Source organism: Candidatus Paceibacterota bacterium (assembly GCA_035652395.1).
In the GTDB taxonomy this organism is placed as follows: Bacteria; Patescibacteriota; Minisyncoccia; order Phycocordibacterales; family CAJBRS01; genus JADGRH01.
Genome location: DASRDX010000009.1, coordinates 402779 through 420231 on the forward strand (window position 1 = coordinate 402779; position 17453 = coordinate 420231).

The 17453-nt window shown below is 43.0% G+C and carries 20 protein-coding genes; 2 read left to right on the forward strand and 18 right to left on the reverse strand.

What is annotated here, in order from left to right:
• Positions 1–38: 38 nt before the first annotated feature.
• The 13 genes from VFA52_02370 to VFA52_02430 form a co-directional block, all read right to left on the reverse strand.
• The gene (locus VFA52_02370; protein HZS43043.1) at positions 39–1394 is read right to left on the reverse strand and encodes a fibronectin type III domain-containing protein; all 1356 of its coding nucleotides are present in this window, start codon (positions 1392–1394) and stop codon (positions 39–41) included.
• Between the two features lies 1 nt (position 1395).
• Positions 1396–2154, reverse strand: coding sequence for a hypothetical protein (locus tag VFA52_02375; protein HZS43044.1), 759 nt, complete (start codon positions 2152–2154; stop codon positions 1396–1398).
• Positions 2155–2190: 36 nt separating this feature from the next.
• A complete protein-coding gene (locus VFA52_02380; protein ID HZS43045.1) occupies positions 2191–3159 on the reverse strand; it encodes a hypothetical protein in 969 nt (322 codons plus the stop codon).
• A 2-nt stretch (positions 3160–3161) separates the two neighbouring features.
• Positions 3162–3833 (reverse strand): hypothetical protein, encoded by a 672-nt coding sequence (locus tag VFA52_02385; GenBank protein HZS43046.1) that lies wholly within the window; start codon positions 3831–3833, stop codon positions 3162–3164.
• A gap of 135 nt (positions 3834–3968) precedes the next feature.
• Positions 3969–5408 carry an Asp-tRNA(Asn)/Glu-tRNA(Gln) amidotransferase subunit GatB gene (gene gatB / locus VFA52_02390; protein HZS43047.1) on the reverse strand — a complete coding sequence of 480 codons (1440 nt, stop codon included), beginning with the start codon at positions 5406–5408 and terminating at the stop codon, positions 3969–3971.
• A gap of 21 nt (positions 5409–5429) precedes the next feature.
• Positions 5430–6395, reverse strand: a complete 966-nt coding sequence (gene obgE, locus VFA52_02395; protein HZS43048.1) for a GTPase ObgE — start codon at positions 6393–6395, stop codon at positions 5430–5432.
• A gap of 3 nt (positions 6396–6398) precedes the next feature.
• A complete protein-coding gene (locus tag VFA52_02400) occupies positions 6399–7295 on the reverse strand; it encodes an MYG1 family protein (protein ID HZS43049.1) in 897 nt (298 codons plus the stop codon).
• Positions 7292–7642, reverse strand: a complete 351-nt coding sequence (locus VFA52_02405; protein ID HZS43050.1) for a phage holin family protein — start codon at positions 7640–7642, stop codon at positions 7292–7294. Before VFA52_02405 ends, VFA52_02400 begins: the two co-directional genes overlap by 4 nt.
• Positions 7643–7686: 44 nt before the next feature.
• Positions 7687–8967 (reverse strand): FAD-binding oxidoreductase, encoded by a 1281-nt coding sequence (locus tag VFA52_02410; GenBank protein ID HZS43051.1) that lies wholly within the window; start codon positions 8965–8967, stop codon positions 7687–7689.
• A complete protein-coding gene (locus VFA52_02415; GenBank protein HZS43052.1) occupies positions 8964–9386 on the reverse strand; it encodes a hypothetical protein in 423 nt (140 codons plus the stop codon). The genes VFA52_02410 and VFA52_02415 overlap by 4 nt, the downstream gene beginning before the upstream one ends.
• Positions 9387–9605 (reverse strand): hypothetical protein, encoded by a 219-nt coding sequence (locus VFA52_02420; protein HZS43053.1) that lies wholly within the window; start codon positions 9603–9605, stop codon positions 9387–9389.
• A gap of 12 nt (positions 9606–9617) precedes the next feature.
• Positions 9618–10331: an ABC transporter ATP-binding protein gene (locus VFA52_02425; protein ID HZS43054.1), complete on the reverse strand. Its 714-nt coding sequence runs from the start codon at positions 10329–10331 to the stop codon at positions 9618–9620.
• A 5-nt stretch (positions 10332–10336) separates the two neighbouring features.
• Positions 10337–11179, reverse strand: a complete 843-nt coding sequence (locus tag VFA52_02430; protein HZS43055.1) for an ABC transporter permease subunit — start codon at positions 11177–11179, stop codon at positions 10337–10339.
• A 65-nt stretch (positions 11180–11244) separates the two neighbouring features.
• Here VFA52_02430 and VFA52_02435 point away from each other — a divergent pair, with 65 nt between their 5' ends.
• The gene (locus VFA52_02435; GenBank protein ID HZS43056.1) at positions 11245–11571 is read left to right on the forward strand and encodes a hypothetical protein; all 327 of its coding nucleotides are present in this window, start codon (positions 11245–11247) and stop codon (positions 11569–11571) included.
• Positions 11572–11663: 92 nt separating this feature from the next.
• Here the strand turns inward: VFA52_02435 and VFA52_02440 are convergent, their stop codons facing one another.
• From VFA52_02440 to VFA52_02450, 3 genes are all read right to left on the reverse strand, one after another.
• Entirely contained in the window at positions 11664–11816 is a 153-nt protein-coding gene (locus tag VFA52_02440) for a lmo0937 family membrane protein (protein ID HZS43057.1), read from the reverse strand.
• 80 nt (positions 11817–11896) lie between these two features.
• Positions 11897–12688 carry an ABC transporter permease gene (locus VFA52_02445; protein HZS43058.1) on the reverse strand — a complete coding sequence of 264 codons (792 nt, stop codon included), beginning with the start codon at positions 12686–12688 and terminating at the stop codon, positions 11897–11899.
• Between the two features lie 26 nt (positions 12689–12714).
• On the reverse strand, positions 12715–13467 hold the full coding sequence (locus VFA52_02450) for an ABC transporter ATP-binding protein (GenBank protein ID HZS43059.1): 753 nt from the start codon (positions 13465–13467) through the stop codon (positions 12715–12717).
• 81 nt (positions 13468–13548) lie between these two features.
• Between VFA52_02450 and VFA52_02455 the strand changes: the two genes are divergently transcribed.
• Positions 13549–14277, forward strand: a complete 729-nt coding sequence (locus VFA52_02455) for a ZIP family metal transporter (protein ID HZS43060.1) — start codon at positions 13549–13551, stop codon at positions 14275–14277.
• A gap of 16 nt (positions 14278–14293) precedes the next feature.
• Here VFA52_02455 and VFA52_02460 read toward each other — a convergent pair whose 3' ends face one another.
• Both VFA52_02460 and secA read right to left on the reverse strand, forming a co-directional pair.
• Positions 14294–14869 (reverse strand): AAA family ATPase, encoded by a 576-nt coding sequence (locus tag VFA52_02460; protein ID HZS43061.1) that lies wholly within the window; start codon positions 14867–14869, stop codon positions 14294–14296.
• Entirely contained in the window at positions 14856–17384 is a 2529-nt protein-coding gene (gene secA, locus VFA52_02465; GenBank protein HZS43062.1) for a preprotein translocase subunit SecA, read from the reverse strand. Before secA ends, VFA52_02460 begins: the two co-directional genes overlap by 14 nt.
• Positions 17385–17453 lie beyond the last annotated feature (69 nt).

A 17453-nucleotide genomic window follows, 5' to 3' on the forward strand; every position in this document is an offset into this window, starting at 1 on the left:
TGAGTCAATTTCTATAATTCCCTTTTTCTTTTCCTAAGTTATCGCCAAATTAATTCCAGCATCAAAAGAATGATTAAGAGGATCCAAAGCCAACTCCATCCAGGAAATTGTAGTTTATTTAAAAAACCGGAATCTTCTGAAGGCGGAATTGTTTGGAGCTTTCCTTTTTGTTGAATCAGGGTCGTGCCGTTAGCATCCACAGCGCTAATAAAAAATTCATACAAGCCGATTTTATGATATGCCGGTATCAAAGCTTCAAAAGTATTGTTACTCCCCTCTCGGGTTAAATTGTATACATTAAACTTATTGAAATCCTTTTCATCTTGGACACTTAAGATCACTTGATAAAAATTCTCTGGCAGACTTTCGGTAGATACAATGAACTTAATTGAATTATTACCCTCTACTTGTGCTAGATTATTGTAAAAATATTTCTGTTCATTGTTCTGTTCTATGCTAATTCGGAATAAGTTCTTTGAAGTCGGAGATAAAATACTTGTAGAACTGGTAGCAACAAAGACCTGTTCATTCCGATTATTAAGAGCTGGTATGATTCGCAGATGTAACAGTGCACCGGAGGAAAAATTACCGTCAATATTTTCCACGAAAGCGGCATAATAATAATCGTGATTAATTTGGAGCGGCCCATCCGTAACGGAAGTGCCCGTGCCCTTATAAATTTCTTTGCCATGTGCCGAGTCAATTGGATAATTAAAATCGGAACGAGTGAGGACTAAATCTCGAAAGGGTTGCTCCGAAGAATACTGCCACGTTAATTTAACCGATGATCCGACTAACTGATATGAGAAGTTCAAGATATTAATTGGTGATTGAAAAGGGCTTAAGGTAAGAAATGGAATTGGACCGACAAAACTCGATTGACCCTTTCGATCGGTAGACTGAATCTTAAAATAATAAAGGGTGGCAGGTTCCAGATAATCAAGCTCAATCTGATGATTTATACCGTAATTAATTTCGGTCACTCCTCCTTTCTCTGTATCGGCAGTCTTGCCCCAATTTAATAATCCGATTGATTCTCCAGTCGTTTGCCATTCTATTAAAACAGAGGTGTCGAAGAGATTAATAACTTTAATGCTTTGAGGTAAAACGGCGCTCGAAATACCGGAAGAAGTAACGGCAGTGAGCGGAGCCGGTCCGTAGTTAATGTTTGCAGAAGGCGCCGGAGTAGAAGAGGCATTACAATCTAAAGGACATCCGCCATAGGTCTCGCCGAATTGGGGTTCACAGATGTTGTTGTTATTGCAATTATGGACCTGTAACTCAACAACGGAGGCAGTGTCGGCCGCTAAAGCGGCCGACACTGCAAAAAACGATAAAAATAGAGACCATCCAACAATAATGGCCCCTATTAAAAAGACATTTCTAAAGGACATACTATAGAGCCACGGCAGTAACCGTTACTGAAGCCTGATAAGTACCGGCTTCCTGAATCTTATTGGAACCGATTCCTACCTGATACTTAACGGAAGTGGTGGCCCCGTTTGGCTGATTATTGGTAGTGCCGAGAGCAATAGTTTTGGGACTCGTAGACATACCGTCCCAACATCGGTCCGTCGTATCCGTAGAACCAGTGTTGCAGGCACTACCATTATTGCGATAGCGGGAGATTACGTCTGAACCATGAGGGGAAAAACCAAAAGTGGAGGAAGCTGCTCCAACACTAAAAAGAAAATCAGGGGCAGCGCCGGCGGGGGCGTAATCCGTAATTGAAGCGCTGGTGCTGGTAGATTTTAGGGCGGGAGTAGTAGATGCCACGATAGAAAGTTGATAGCCTGCCGGATCATCTGTAACCACTATCCAATCCGATTGGGCTTGCACGGATCCACCGGAAATGCCGCTAATGTTCGGTAAGGAAATATTAACTGTATTAGATACAGAAATGTAGTTAGTCTGTAAGGCCTGATAGCCGGCGCTTAGACGATAGTTGGTACTTGAGCTGAAACCGGTTCCTACCTCCCCCACCGTACTTTCTTGTCTATAGTTACTACTGGTGCTAAAACCACCTCCAATATTCAAACTATCAGACTGAATCTTGTATGAGCTGCTCTGCATGACGGCGGCAAAAATAGAAAGCGGTATCAGAAGTATGGAAATTAAAATGACCAGTTTTAAAGTCTTGAAAATTTTTAGCATGAGATTTTTAGAGGCGCCGCGAAGCGGCGCCTCTTCCTACTTCCTCTTCAGTTCAAAGTTGCGTCTAAAGAAGTAGATAAGAGCGACTAAGATTAGTATGATGAGAATAACGATGATCATGATCTTGTAAGGAATGACCCAGAAAGAAATAGTCATGTCATCAGTAGTGCTGGCGTACCCGCGATTAAGGGTAACCGTGGCAGTGTATCTTCCGAGAGCAATATTCTTCCCCCACGGAATCTCCCGATAACGAAGTGAGTGAGGCAAAGCAAAGTAAGCATCAATTGGCAACTGATCAATCGTGGCTCCCCACATATTTTTGACCGTAATATAACCATAAGGAACGAGGTGAATGTTTCCATCGTTATTGAAGTAGACCTGAAAGGTTAAGTTGCCATTCTGATAAATGGGTCCCGCTTCTTTGATGCGGAAATCGGATAGCCGACCACTTTGATTAACCGGCCCCAAAACTCGAACAAAAAGCAGGGACCCAATTCGGGAAATAATAGTGGCTGCTTGGGCCGCCGCCGTACTTGAACCGGCATTTAATTTTGATGGCGCGTTTGAAACAATAACCGCTCCATAGAAACCGCCTGGTGCGGCATCTTTTGGTAGATCAACTTTGACCGGAATTTGAATACGTTCGCCAAAGTGAAGGGTAAATTGATTAACTTCCGGATGCAGGTAATCTTTCAAAGAGTACGGACTTTTATCTCCTCCGAGCAGGACTACCGGCTGTTGGGGGTTGTTGGAACCGACTATGTCTTCAGATTTTATATCGAAGGTGACCGGATCTTTAATTCGGCTGGTAACACTGATATTAACAGTAGCGCTTTGACCCGGATTGAGATCAACTTCCTGCTTGGCAGGCTCTACCACGAAATCATTCCGATTTTCAACAGTCGTCTGGAAGACCGTGTAAGCGCGAATGGCAATAGCTCCAATCAAAAGAACGGCCAGTGTAGCACAAATCGAAATCAGAATTTTCTTTTGATTGAAAGCCATAACTAGCTTGCCAAGGCCGTTCCGACAACTGTAGCCTTGTAGGCGGCGGAAGCTGTAGGAGTTGGAACAAAGAAATTATTTTGTTCAACGGCAAAGCAAACTGTAGTTGTGACGCCGGTCGGAGTAGTAGTGGAAGTTCGGCTAGCAGCATTTACTTGGCTGATATAAGCGGCGGAAGAAGTGGCTAGCCCTTGATATTTCAGAGTAGTAGATGTTCCATTGGCGCTCGCTCCACAGGCTGCTCCAGTTCCCCAAGAACCCGTAGAAGTGTCAGTGCCGAAAGCAGTATAACCAAAGTAAGCGCTGCCGGAAGTGGCTACCCAAATGCTTGGAGCTGCCTTCTGGTAATCGGCGATACTAAAGGTAGGAGTTGGAGACATCTGCATGGCGGGAGTTCCAGTAGAAGTCATGGCCAGCGTGTAGCCGGCGGAATCGTTGGTGATAACCGTCCAAGTACTTGTGGCAATGGCCGAATTCTGAGTAATACCTAAGGCCGTACTCATCGTCGTATCTCCGGAATTTGAGAGACTGATACCTTGAGTTACGTTTAAAGTAACGATTACTTGAGCGGTAACCGCTTTAGCGAACTGCGGCTCAAGTGCTCCGTAAGAGAAGAAGGCCAGCACCGCAATGACTAAGGTCGTAGAAAGAATAATACTAAGATGTTTTAGCATTTAATTGTATTTAGATATCAATATTATACCCCGCCCCCTCTAGAGGCACAAGCAATAATATGATTAATGGGGATAAGTCTTATCCCAGAGAATCCCTCTCATAAATTACGACGAAAGGGGTGCCCAAATCTTTCTTTAAGCCTTTAGGAGTTGTTCCAGAATCTCTCGGATTTTCTCAGGGTCGGCGGAGCCTTTTGTTTCTTTCATGGCCTGACCAACAAAGAATTGCAATGCGGATTGCTTGCCCCCCTTGAAATCGGCCACTACTTGAGGATGAGCGGCCACAATTTTCTCGAGCATTTGTTTTAGATCGGCCTCGTTGTGAGTCTGAAGTAGCCCCCCTTTTTCGGCAATCTGGCCTGGTTGGCCCCCATCTTTGTAAATAACGGTCAATATATCTTTGGCCGCTCGCGAGCTGATTTCGCGAGCGGAAATCATTTCGATCAGGTCGCCGAGATTTTCGGGACTGACCTTTCCAAAAATCTCGGCACTCTCTTCCTTTTTTGATAACCCGACTAAATCCGAAGTAATGTAATTTGAAGCCAGAACAATTTTTTTCTGATCATGGCCGAATTTTTTGACCGTCTCTTCAAAAAATTCGGCCACTCCTTTTTCTCTCACATACATCTCCACATCTTCATTTTTTAAACCAAATTCCTTTTTATACCTCTCGCGTTTTTCGGCCGGCAACTCCGGTATCTCTTTTCTCAAAACTTCGGATTGAAACTCCGGAATTTCGCTAATATAAAGTTTTGGTAAATCCGGATCGGGAAAATATCGGTAATCGTGTGATTCCTCCTTTTCCCGTTGCGAAAAAGTTTTTTGTTTATTTTCGTCCCAACCGCGAGTCTCCTGAACTATCTTCTCTCCCCGATCAAGCAAGTCGCCCATTCTTTCAATCTCATAAGCTATGGCCCTTTCGGCTGACCGGAAAGAATTTAAATTTTTTACTTCCACTTTGGTGCCAAATTTTTTTGGATCACCACTGATAGAAATATTGGCTTCCACGCGCATCTCCCCTTTTTCCATATTAGCTTCAGCCACAGCTAGAGTTTGCAGTAATAATTGTAATTCTTTGGCAAAAGCGCTTGCTTCCTCCGCGCTTTTAATTACCGGTTCTGTCACCAATTCCATAAGCGGCACGCCAGCCCGATTAAAATCAACTAACGAAAAATCTCCCTGATCATGTTTAGACGTGGCGGTATCCTCTTCCAAATGTACGCGAGTCAAAGTTACTCCATTAATTGAGCCCCCTTTTACCAGAGGATATTTATATTGAGAAATCTGATAACCCTTTGGAATATCGGGGTAAAAATAATTTTTGCGGTCGAATTCAGTGAAATCGGCTAAATCCCCCCCAACGGCAAGTCCGATTTTTAGAACGCTTTTGACCGCTTCCTTGTTAATCACCGGTAGAGTGCCTGGGTGCCCCATGCAAACCGGACAAATGTTTACATTTGGTTTTTTTTCATCCGGATCATTCTTGGAATCACAGAACATCTTAGTCTTTGTCTTCAATTCAGCATGAATTTCCAGACCAATGGTCGTATGGTATTTATTTTCAGTAGCAGCCATTTCTAAAATATAACACGGCAGCTATTTTCTCAAAATCTTAAGAATTTCTTTCTTCAAGTTTTCAATCGATTGCTCGTCGTAACCCGAGACTGTAAAAATACGGGAATTTTTGGCAGAGAGCATTTTTTTGGCCTGCTCAATAATCTCCGGAGTGACTACATCGCTTTTAGTCAGAATGATAACTTCCGGTTTTTTAGCCATTTCCGGATCAAACTTCTCAAGCTCTTTTCGAATGATGCTGTAACTCTCTAAGATATCTCCCTCGAGCGAAATGCAGTGAAATAAAATTTTAGTGCGTTTAACGTGACGCAAAAATTTCTGACCTAAACCTTTTCCTTCCGAGGCTCCTGAAATTAAGCCAGGGATGTCAGCCAAGATAAATTCATAAAATGCCCCAAGATTCGGTTCAAGTGTCGTAAATTGATATTGCCCCACCCGCGCTTCCGCTCCGGTCAAAGCATTTAAGAGACTTGATTTGCCAGCATTCGGTAATCCAATCAAACCGGCAGCAGCCACCAACTCTACCTCGATAAAGAAATCCGCTTCTTCCCCATCTTTGCCCAACGTAAATTCTTTTGGGCGAATATTAGTGGAAGCTTTGAAATGTTCGTTGCCTAATCCGCCGCGACCGCCCTTAAGAAGTAGGGCGGTCGCTTCTTTCTCATCCAAGGAAATCTTCTTCTCCGTTTGAAGGTTAGTTAAGACTGATCCAATCGGAACATTGATAATAAGGTCGGCACCATCTTTACCATGCATGCTTTTTTTCATACCGCTTTCTCCGTTTTCAGCCTTAAATTCTTTTTTGTTTCGATAGTGAGATAGAATATTCAAATCGCTGACCGCTCGGGCATAAACGTCTCCCCCGCGGCCCCCGTTTCCTCCGGAGGGTCCCATGAATTCTTTACCTTTCTCATGCAGCCAGCGCACTACTCCGTCTCCTCCTTTACCGGCTTTAATATGAATTTTTAATTCGTCAACGAAAGGCATAATTTAATCACCTATGGCGATTTGAGCCAGTTTAGTGGCCGCTTCAAAATCCTTGGCAATCACTAAATGTCGGCCATTGTGGCAAAAGATGGCCCCCTTCACTCCCGTCACTTTCTCAAGTTCGGCGTCGCGTTTACCGCCCCAACTTTCTGGAAATAATTTCCGAGTTTTGAAAGAAACTCCTTCTTCCCGAATGCCGGCCACCGCCCATTCAGGTCGTCGACCATCGTTGGCCACGACATATAACGGTTCAGGAAAAGTATTTAGGATGTCTTTCCACGCGTAAGCATCTTTTATGACAATCATTCTTTTATCTGGCGCTTCCTTATAGGCTTCCAAAACATGACTCTTTCCTTCCAGGAAATGCTTCGCTCTGGTTATCTCCCGCGCCAACACTTCTTCCACTAACACCAGAACTTTTAGAAAGGCCATATCAATACTTTTATCTTTTTCTTTCCAAGTCGGAATGAAGGATGAAATGGCAGTCTCAAACTGATATGGTTTAACATTTTTATTAATTGATTCCACGATCTGAACGCCGTTGTCTTCCGCATCAATGGCCTGAATTAATTTCTCGTCTACCCGATCAGCCGCCTCCTGACTACTGCAAAGTTCCGCTCCATATTTTTTCCAGACCAGACCAAAACTGGCGTACGGTACTCCATTTGGCCGCGCCCCACCCCCACCTTTTTGGTGATGGTCAAATTTGTTAGATTCGGGATCTAAAACTCCGCCAATATCTACCACATAATCTCCAGTGTTGATTATTTCCGGGTCACGACTGCGAATAATTTCATATTTATCATTGCTTAAATCGAGATGGAGCAGCAGCGTAGCGACGGCAAATAATTCGTCGGGATGAAAGTTACCGCTGTGAGTGATAATTCGAACCTTCTTCATTTAGATTCAGTCTCGGCTAGAAGATGGTGCCCGAGATAGCTGAAAAGCGAAACGATCAGAGCCCCAAGAAAGGCGGCCAGAAAGCCGCTGACATCAAAACCTTTGACAAAAGTGGCAACTAGCCAAAAAAGCAATCCGTTGATCACGAAAGTAAAAAGGCCAAGAGTTAAGAGATTGATCGGTAAAGTTAAGAGGAGAAGAATTGGACGAAGAATAAGATTGATAAGACCGAGCAGAATGGCCACGATTAGAGCGGTGTAGAAACTGCTAATACTGATGCCGGGCACCACATAAGCGGCTACAAACAAGGCTAGAACGGTGATGAGTAAACGAATGATTATTTTCATATAAAGACTTTAACATGTTGGCACCTCCCCTCAAAGTGCGGTAGTTATTTGAAATATTTGACAATGCCATGACTCAAAGCGAAGGCCAGTGGCTTGGAGATGAACGATTGAATTTTATTGCTGATAGGATAAGAGCGATTAGCCGTAAAAAATTTATCATAGTCGTCTCTGTTATTTAAAATTTTCTCGGCAATATAATCTCCCAGAGCGACAGCCCAGGGAAGACCTGTAGCACCGCTAACATAGTAGACACTTTTCATTTTTGGATCTTGACCGGCAATCGGGACAAAATCTTTAGTTACTCCAATTAAGCCGGGCCAGCTGTATTCAAAAGTAATATCAGCCACACCAAATTTAATTTTTAGATATTTATGCATCTTTCGGATAACTCCTTCGAAATTCTCCTTCTGATTGGACTGATAGGTGTAAAGGAGGTTGGCCGCTCCGAAAAGTAGTCGGTTATCTTCCACTAAACGATAGTATTGATAAATGAGATCAGTGTCCCAGACCATTACTTCGTCAGACGGAAAAATTTTTTTAATCTGCTTTTCAGAAAGTGGCTGAGAAAGTGCCAAAAAAGTTTGAGCGTGATAGACCTCATTTTTGCGCAAGTTTAAATCCGGCAAAAATTTATCGGTAGCTACGATGATGTGTTTGGCCTTGACGGTGAAGTTGCCCGAATAATCGCAGACAACTTTACCGTCTTTAACCTCCGTAACGACAGTCTCTTCAAAAATTTCCACTCCTCTTTTCTCGAGTACTTCTTTCATAGCCTGACAATATAAATAGGAATTTAAACCAAAACTACCGCCGTAACGAACTCCGCCAAAATATTGATCCGTAGCTAGAACTTCCGGAAGTTTTTCCGGATGATATAAATCACTCTGATAACCGAGTTTTGTTCGAGCCTCGTGTTCATCTTTTACTTTTTTAAAAGATTTTTTGGAATTTGCTACAAACAAAGAATCTTGAACTCGGTAATCGCAATCAATATTGTGCTTCTTTATATTATCCCGAATAAGATCAAGGCCGACATTGACGAACTCTCTCATTTTCTTGGCTCCTTCGGGGCCGTATTTCTCCAGAAGATCGGCCAGCTGAAGTTCGGAATCCGGAGTCAAAAAACCGGAGCTTTTGCCGCTCGCCCCTCCCCCACAAAAACGACACTCTAGGACCATGACCTTTAAACCGGCCGCGTTTAATCTATCCGCGGCCGAAAGCCCAGACATCCCTCCGCCGACAATGCAGACGTCGGCGGAGGCATTCTGATCCAATCTCTTAATCGTCGGTTCTTTTTTGGTGTACCAATAAACTTCCTTTTTCATAGAGAAGGCCCAGATTTAGTACCTTTGCTTACGATATTCTTTAATTCTTCCAGGCTTTTCTCAATCTTTTTTATATGTTCTTCTGCCTCTACTTCAGCCTGAAGATCAATCTCAATTTCTTCCTCGGTTTTCTCAATTAATTTATGCTGCCGTCTAAGACCGCTAATCAAAATATTGTCTCCCACAAAGAAAGAGACAAATAATCCGGAGCCGAGAAGAATAATGATGCTGACAAGAAGCGAGACCCAGCCGTTCTGAATAATTGGAATCTCATCGGCAATAATCCAGACCCCCCGCCAGAAAAGAACGATGCCGACACCGCCGACGAAAGTATAGACAAAAGGGTGATGGCTAAGAGCGCTTCGAATGTGATCTTCCAAATGATCAAAAAATCGATAAAGTTTGCCGTGTTTTCTCATTTAAAAACTACTGATTGAATTGATCTGATCCACGTAATTATGCATGAAGGCTGGAATGGCAAAAACCAACCCGAGGAGCGGCAAGACAAAGAGAGCAATGGTGATAATCATGGTCCACATAAAATATTTGCGCAGTTTCTCTACCGACTGATACATCGCATCAATTTTTTGCTGCTGTTCGTCAATTTTAGCTTGAAGTTTTTGTAGTTCTGCCTCCATATGTTGATTATATCATTTAAAGAATTCTCGGCGGATTTTCATGACGTCCTGATGATAAGTAATTCCCTGCTCACGGCGAGGATACGGCATTTCAACATTAAAAGTAGCGGTCACTGTTTTGTTTTTAATTAAAATAATCTTTTGGGCCAAGGAGACAGCTTCTTCGATAAGATGTGAGACTAGTACAATAGTCTTCTGGGTTTTCTTCCAGATTTCAATTAAGTCATCGTGGAGTTCGGCCGTCGTCTTGGCATCCAAAGCGGAAAACGGCTCATCTAGAAGTAAGACCTGCGGATCGACTGCTAAAGCTCGGGCAATTCCCACGCGTTGACGCTGACCGCCGGAAAGTTCGGCTGGATACTTAGTTAAATAATCAATCATCTTAACCATCTCCAAATATTTTAAAACTTCCGTTCGAATTTTTGATTCGGAAATTTTAGCTTTAGCCTTTAGTCCAAAGGCGGCATTTTCGTAAACGGAAAGCCACGGGAAAAGGGCCCCGCCCTGAAAATCCATGGAGATGCTATCGGGTTTCTTTACTTCACCAGAACTCTCTTCCTCAAGACCGGCGATAATTTTTAAAATAGTGGTTTTTCCTGAACCGGATGGCCCAATTAAACAAAGGAACTGACTTTGCTCTACGATCAGGCTGACTTTCTCCAGAGCCACCTCGTGCGGATGAGTGTAGATCTTGCCGACGTTTTTAAATTCAATAATGGTCTCCATGAAAGTTATTCAAAGCGAAAGCGCTCGGCATAGCGCAATAATTTTTGCCAGACAAAAAAGTTCAAAAAGGCGATGGCTAAGATCATGAAAAGCAAAGCCATAACAAATAAATCATTTTGGCCACTAGCAGCAGATTGTACCAAGAGAGAGCCAAGGCCAAACAAATCGCCTGTATTGCTGCCGGCCGGAATATAAACATGCAAAACTTCGGCTACGATTATAAGATTCCAGCCTTGGGCCACCGCCAAAATTGAGCCGGTCACAAACTGCGGGAAAATGGCAGGCAAGATCACTTTTATTAAGTATGGCCAGCCACGCAAGCCAAAGACTTTAGCCACTCCTTTAATATCCTGCGGGATAATCTTCAGGCCTCCCACTAAAGTAAAGACTAGATTCCAGAGCATGGAAAGAAAAAGAATAAAAATGGCGGCGCCATTGAGAAAATTAAAACGGACAAAAAATATGATCAGGATGGGGAAAAAGGCCAGAGCCGGCACTGATTCCAAAATGTCAAAAATAGGCAGAAAGATTGATTCAGCTCGACGGTTAGAAGTGCAAAGAAGAGCCAGCGGGATGGCACAAATTAGAGCCAAAACATAAGCGATGAATAAACGCCCGAGAGTTAGAAGCAGAGCGCGGAATAAAAAGAAAAGTGAATCGGGCCCTGATAAAGTCGGAATAATGTGACTAAAAAGCGGTGTATTGGAGAAAAGGCGAAGAGCGATAAAGAGAATGAAAATAAAAAGTAACGGTCCCCACAGCAGAGTATAGAGTCGTTGGGAGAGCGAAAGCGGATAGCTGATAATTAGATGTCGATGATGATGACCAATATGCCGAGAGTTTCGCATTAATGTATTTTACTATAGATGTTTTAAAAAAGCGGGAAGTTGTGCTAGCCTAGAAACAGATGAAAATGAGATACTGCTTAGCTATGGTTGGCGTTTGTGTCTTTGCTTTAACATCCTTCGGACAAGACATTGCTCCACTTACTAACCCGGTCGGATTTTTCTTGGTCCCGGCTGACAAAGAAAGTGATGCCTACCCGGTGAGAAGTTATCGGATGGAAATCACTCAAATCTTTCCTGGTCTAGGAGATCCCAGCTTAATTGAGGAAATGGATAACGAAAGCGGAGAGTGGCACTCTATTTTCTTAAATAAGATTGGCCCACCACTCCAAACTGTCCGATTTCGATCGAAAGATCACAAAGAGTATCGGGTGATTATGATTCTTCACAAATAACGATGGCGAGTACTTCCCTGCTCACACCAGAGCGGGTTTTTATTTAAAAGGAAAAGGCGGCCGGCGAAGCCGGCCGCCTTTTCAAACCAACACTAAGCTACCGGATTTCGGCCTCGAATCAATCTAACTAGAATAACAATAATGGCGATTACCAAGAGGATGTGAATAAAACCTCCTAAGGTATATGAGGTTACAAGCCCCACTAGCCACAAGATAAGCAAGATAACAGCGATTGTTTCAAGCATATTTTTAAATTAAGTTAATAATGATAATCCTAACTCTCTTTTAGACGACTGAAAAGAGCCGTCCTTACCCTTCCTTCAAATCACCACTCTAACTTCATAATCTTGCCGTTAATCTTTACCCAGTAAAAAGCTCGATAGAAAAGGAAGGAAATTAAGCCCACATAAAAAATATTGAGAGCGGTGCTAAGCAGAAAATAATTTACATTAAAGACCCCGGTGTGAATTAAATCTCTCATCCCCTCAAAGACATAGGCTGATGGAAGAATGTAAGCAAAGTATTGGAGAAAATGCGGTAGAGCTGAAATCGGATAAAAGACGGCACTAAACGGCTGAAGAATAAAAATCAGAGTAAAAGCAATGATATTCGCTCCACTGCCAAAACGAAATGTCACACTAGTAGTCATGATTCCCAAGGTCCAGCCGAAGAGCAGCAGATTTATCATAAAAGGAATGGTGTACAGACCAAATTGCAAAATGTTGAATTTATATAAAAGCAGAGAGCCAATACCAAGAACGACGGCGCAAATAATGATTCGAATTAAGCCGAGAAGAAAAGTGGAAGCCAAGAATTCACTGATACGCATTGGAGTGACAAAAATATTCAGAAAATTTTTCTCCCAAACTTCCTCCATCATGGCAAAAGAAACCGCTTTTTGAGATTGACTAAGAAGATCCCAAAAAATGATAGCCCCGAGCAAAAGACTGACAATATTAACCCCGCCAAGCCCGCTTTTCTCCAAGTAAACGCTCAAAAAACCCCAAACCAGAATTTCCAAAATCGGCCAGAAGAAGAGATCCATCAATCTCGGCAGACTGCGTTTGTAGAGATAGAGATGTCTCATTAATAAAGCGTATAGACGATAGAATTTCATAGATTTAGATAAAAATTATTTAAACTTTAAATTTGAGCAGCCTCTGGAACTTTATCCGTCTCCCCTCTGGCAATTGCTAAGAAAACATCATTCAAATCATCCCGACCGTATTTTTTAATTAGATCAGCCGGTGCTCCATCATCTTTTAATTTACCATGATGGATGAAAATAGCCCGGTCACAGATTTCCTCCACTTCCTGCATATTGTGGGTAGTATAGAGGATGGTAACCCTTTTCTCCTTCTGAATTTTCTTTAGGAGCTGGCGCGTGCGATCGGCCACGTCAGGATCGAGAGAAGCGGTTGGCTCATCAAGAAGAAGGAGGGCGGGATCGTTTAAAAGAGCTTTGGCTAGATTAAGTCTGGTCAGCTGTCCTGTCGAAAGAGAAGAGGTTAGTTTTGGCAGAAACTCCTTGATGTTGAAATAGTCGGTAATCTCATCTATCTTTTGTTTGTAATCCTTAATGCCGTATAGTCGAGAAAAAGTATAAAGATTTTCCCAGACTTTCAGATTGGCCGGCAGTGCCACGTAAGGCGAAGAGAAATTAACCTTATTCAAGATTTCTTCCCGATGATGCTTCATATCTTTGCCGAAAAGTGAAATGGTACCGGAAGTCGGAATAATTAAATCCAGCAACATCTGAATAGTCGTAGTCTTTCCCGCACCATTGGGTCCCAGAAGTCCGGTGATTGTCCCCTCTTCCACGTTAAATGAAAGATTGTCGACAGCGGTAAAGTCGCCGAATTTTTTAGTTAAATTTTTTACTTCCAAAACTGCCATGAAATTATCTTAGCATTTAAAAATGAAAACAAAAATCGTAACTCTTTAGACATTTAGTAATCAAAAAGCTAAAATATTAAGATGATTATTTTTCTGATTGCCATCGCTGCCTTTATTGCTACCTTGCTCGGCGGTCTGTTTGCTCTGAAATTTCGAGACAAACTTCATCTCATTCTCGGTTTTAGCGCCGGCGCCGTCATCGCCGTGGCGTTTTTTGATCTTTTGCCCGAAGCGATAAATCTCGGTAACTCTTATAATGTTAGTACCATTACCGGCATCGTGGCTTTGGGATTCATCGTTTACACCATCTTGGATCGATTTGTTATTCTTCATTCTCATCACGATGAGCATAATCATTCGGGAGATCTCGCCTCACCGCGAAGAGGCGTTCTCGGAGCCGGCAGTTTATCTATTCACAGTTTCTTGGATGGAGTGGCTATTGGCTTAGCCTTTCAAATTTCAGCTGCAGTGGGCGCAGTTGTGGCCATCGCCGTTTTAGTTCATGATTTTTCTGATGGCATCAATACCGTCAATCTCATCTCCAAAAATGGCGGTAGCCGTAAGGATGCCTTCCGATGGCTTGTGGTGGATGCTCTGGCTCCAGTGCTTGGAGTAACTTCCACTCTATTATTTAGTCTACCGGAGAGCGCTTTGGGGATAGTTCTGGCTACTTTCTGCGGATTTTTTCTCTACATCGGTGCCACCGATCTTCTGCCCGAAAGTCATCATGGTCATCCAACATATTGGACCACTTTGATGACGGTAGTTGGAATGACGGTGCTTTATTTGGCTATTAAGTTGATTGGGTAAATAGAAAAGCGGCGGCCTACGATCCGGCAGCCGCTTCTTTATTTTTAGACAAACTCTTATCTACCTTTTTGAAAAGATCTTCTTTAGTGCCCTCATTTAAGATAATTAAATCTGCTTCATCCATTACTAAATCAACTTCATGACTTCCCTGATCCTTAGCTTTTTCTCGCTCTTCTTCTTTTTTAAATTGCTCAAAAGAAATTTCATCCCCTGTTCTTTTTCTCTCTTGAGCCCATTTGTAACGAATCTTTAAGGGAGCGTCGACGGCAATTAACTGGAACTTATTCCCTAACTCCTTTCTGAATATTTTAACTTCCTCCCTGTTCCTAATTCCAGAAATTACAGTATTGCCTTTTATCCTTTTAATGGTTTCGTGAGACAAATATCCATTTCCGTGTTTCAAACGCATTTTAGAAACAAAGTCATGTATGTTTGCTCGATGGGTAGCAAGGTTTAATTTATGCATTTCCTCTCGCAGGATATCTCCTCCTGAAATCTTGATAAAACCTTTGGACACAAGGTAATCTGCCACTGTATCTTTACCAGAGGCTGGATGTCCGGTGATGCCTATAATTTTATTATTTGCCTTCATTAATTAACTTTTGATGCTCTTCCGTATTCTTTAGACCGCAGTTTTTGAACTTCTTGCCGGAGCCGCAGAAGCAGGGGTCGTTGCGGCCAATTTTTGGAAGATGTGAGGCAGTGGAAGAGGCGGGGGCGGCCGAATTCGCCCCCGCCACATTTAGAGGTGAAGCCTGCGGCTTCAACTCCATAGTGGGAACTTGCACGCTAAAAGCAAACTGACCGCTCCCCATATTCGGAATCGCCTCTAAAATAGAAAGATTAATCGACTGCTGCATCTCTTTAAATAATCGCAAGCCTTCGCGCTTATATTCCACCAAGGGATCACGCTGACCATAAGCTCGTAAATTTACCGAGCTTCTCATATAATCCATCACTTCCAGATGATCCACCCAAAATAGATCAATAGTCTGCATGAAAAGTCGGCGCAAGGCCTGATAGAATTGCTCTTCTCCAAGCTCTGTCTTTTTCTTTTCAATTTTTTCCAGCTCTTCAGGTGTAGCTTCCGACTTTACTTCATTTAAAAATTCCTCAATGTCCTCACGATTTCCCATGAGAATCTTTCGCCGTCTTTCATACACCACTTTTCGTTGGGAATTCAGAACATCGTCATATTCCAAAACATGTTTTCTGGCATCAAAATTAAAACCTTCAATTTTCGTCTGGGCATTCTCGAGCGCTCTGGTAATTAATCGGTTTTCAATCGGCTGATCTTCCGGAATGCCAAAACGCCCCATCATATTTTTGATGGTGTCAGTTGCAAAAATACGCATCAAGCTATCTTCGAGAGAGACGAAAAATTGAGTGGTTCCCGGATCCCCTTGTCGACCCGAACGACCGCGAAGTTGATTATCAATTCGCCGCGCTTCGTGACGCTCCGTTCCCAAAACAAATAGTCCGCCAAGATTCTTTACTTCTTCAGATTCGGTACTGTCGGCAATGGCTCCTCCCAATTTAATATCCACTCCGCGGCCGGCCATGTTAGTGGAAATAGTCACAGCTTTGCGCTTGCCGGCTTCGGCAATAATTTCTCCTTCCCTTTCAGCGTACTCGGGTTTAGCGTTAAGGATCTGATGCTGAATACCTTCCCTCTTCAGATAGGCCGATAGTAATTCATTCTTTTCAATAGAGACCGTACCGACTAAGACCGGCTGACCCGCCTCGTTTAATTCCTTGATCTTTTTGGCAATAGCCATGAATTTACCCTTTTCAGTTTGGAAAATGAGATCGTTAGCGTCTTTTCTAACTACTGGTTTGTTAGTAGGTACTTCTATTACTTCAAGTCCGTAGACTTTAAAAAATTCCTCGGCGTTGGTTTTGGCCGTACCGGTCATTCCCGAAAGTTTCTCATAGAGGCGAAAATAATTTTGAAAAGTAATAGAAGCATAAGTACGCGATTCTTTCTGTACTCTCACCCCTTCTTTGGCTTCAACGGCCTGATGAAGTCCTTCAGACCAGCGCCGACCGTGCTGAAGACGGCCGGTAAATTCATCCACAATAATCACTTCGTTATCCTTGATGACATAATCCTTGTCTCTTTCAAAAAGAGCGCGAGCCCGCACAGCAGTTTCAAGATGATGAACATACTTGATACCTTTTTCGGTGTAAATATTTTCCACTCCCAGCAACTTCTCGGCCAAGTCAATTCCTTCATCAGTTAAAGTAATAGCTCGAAGTTTTTCATCCACAGTAAAATGTTTTTCTTTTTCCATCTTGCGAGCAATGGAGGCAAAGGTGCCGTAGAGATCTTCCGATTCAGTGGTCGGCATGGAAATAATGAGGGGCGTTCTGGCTTCGTCAATCAGAATAGAATCCACTTCGTCCACAATGGCAAAGTTATAGGGTCGCTGACGAAGATTGCGAATGTCATATTCAATATTGTCGCGTAGATAATCAAAACCGAATTCATTGTTGGTGCCGTAGGTGATGTCAGCATTGTAAGCCTCGGTACGACTGCAGGGTCGAAGGAACTCGTAGACCACTTTGAAAGCGGCTACTTCGTCTCGTTTCTCATCCAACTCGCGATGAGTCGGATCATAGATATAAGAAGAGTCGTGATTAATGACTCCGACCGATAGTCCCAAGAAAGAATAGATCTCTCCCATCCAAACTGCGTCTCGACGTGAAAGATAATCGTTGACGGTGACAATGTGAACGCCTTTGCCTGTTAGGGCGTTTAGATAGGAAGGCAGAGTCGCCACTAAAGTCTTACCTTCTCCGGTTTTCATTTCGGCAATCTTGCCTTCGTGAATGATCATTCCTCCGATTAATTGAACGTCAAAGGGACGCTGTTTGACTGTGCGCTTGGCTGCTTCGCGAACGACGGCGAAGGCTTCGGGAAGGATCTGCTCAAGCGTCTCGCCTTCGGCGAGACGCTTTTTAAACTCTGAAGTTTTCCCTTTCAGGGCCTCATCTCCTAACGCCGAAATTTCCGCTTCCAAAGCGTTTACTTCTTCAACTTTTGGGCCATAAGTTTTTAAAACTTTAGCGCTAGAGTCACCAAAGAGACTTTTCAGCGAAACCATAGGAAATCACTATAGCATAAAAAAATAATGCCCTCGACGCGCTTCGCATCGAGGGCATAAATCTTAAAC

Coding starts and splice junctions, on each gene's coding strand:
- VFA52_02370 (HZS43043.1), bottom strand. CDS start 1,394: ATGTCCTTTAGAAATGTCTTTTTAATAGGGGCCATTATTGTTGGATGG.
- VFA52_02375 (HZS43044.1), bottom strand. CDS start 2,154: ATGCTAAAAATTTTCAAGACTTTAAAACTGGTCATTTTAATTTCCATA.
- VFA52_02380 (HZS43045.1), bottom strand. CDS start 3,159: ATGGCTTTCAATCAAAAGAAAATTCTGATTTCGATTTGTGCTACACTG.
- VFA52_02385 (HZS43046.1), bottom strand. CDS start 3,833: ATGCTAAAACATCTTAGTATTATTCTTTCTACGACCTTAGTCATTGCG.
- gatB (HZS43047.1), bottom strand. CDS start 5,408: ATGGCTGCTACTGAAAATAAATACCATACGACCATTGGTCTGGAAATT.
- obgE (HZS43048.1), bottom strand. CDS start 6,395: ATGCCTTTCGTTGACGAATTAAAAATTCATATTAAAGCCGGTAAAGGA.
- VFA52_02400 (HZS43049.1), bottom strand. CDS start 7,295: ATGAAGAAGGTTCGAATTATCACTCACAGCGGTAACTTTCATCCCGAC.
- VFA52_02405 (HZS43050.1), bottom strand. CDS start 7,642: ATGAAAATAATCATTCGTTTACTCATCACCGTTCTAGCCTTGTTTGTA.
- VFA52_02410 (HZS43051.1), bottom strand. CDS start 8,967: ATGAAAAAGGAAGTTTATTGGTACACCAAAAAAGAACCGACGATTAAG.
- VFA52_02415 (HZS43052.1), bottom strand. CDS start 9,386: ATGAGAAAACACGGCAAACTTTATCGATTTTTTGATCATTTGGAAGAT.
- VFA52_02420 (HZS43053.1), bottom strand. CDS start 9,605: ATGGAGGCAGAACTACAAAAACTTCAAGCTAAAATTGACGAACAGCAG.
- VFA52_02425 (HZS43054.1), bottom strand. CDS start 10,331: ATGGAGACCATTATTGAATTTAAAAACGTCGGCAAGATCTACACTCAT.
- VFA52_02430 (HZS43055.1), bottom strand. CDS start 11,179: ATGCGAAACTCTCGGCATATTGGTCATCATCATCGACATCTAATTATC.
- VFA52_02435 (HZS43056.1), top strand. CDS start 11,245: ATGAGATACTGCTTAGCTATGGTTGGCGTTTGTGTCTTTGCTTTAACA.
- VFA52_02440 (HZS43057.1), bottom strand. CDS start 11,816: ATGCTTGAAACAATCGCTGTTATCTTGCTTATCTTGTGGCTAGTGGGG.
- VFA52_02445 (HZS43058.1), bottom strand. CDS start 12,688: ATGAAATTCTATCGTCTATACGCTTTATTAATGAGACATCTCTATCTC.
- VFA52_02450 (HZS43059.1), bottom strand. CDS start 13,467: ATGGCAGTTTTGGAAGTAAAAAATTTAACTAAAAAATTCGGCGACTTT.
- VFA52_02455 (HZS43060.1), top strand. CDS start 13,549: ATGATTATTTTTCTGATTGCCATCGCTGCCTTTATTGCTACCTTGCTC.
- VFA52_02460 (HZS43061.1), bottom strand. CDS start 14,869: ATGAAGGCAAATAATAAAATTATAGGCATCACCGGACATCCAGCCTCT.
- secA (HZS43062.1), bottom strand. CDS start 17,384: ATGGTTTCGCTGAAAAGTCTCTTTGGTGACTCTAGCGCTAAAGTTTTA.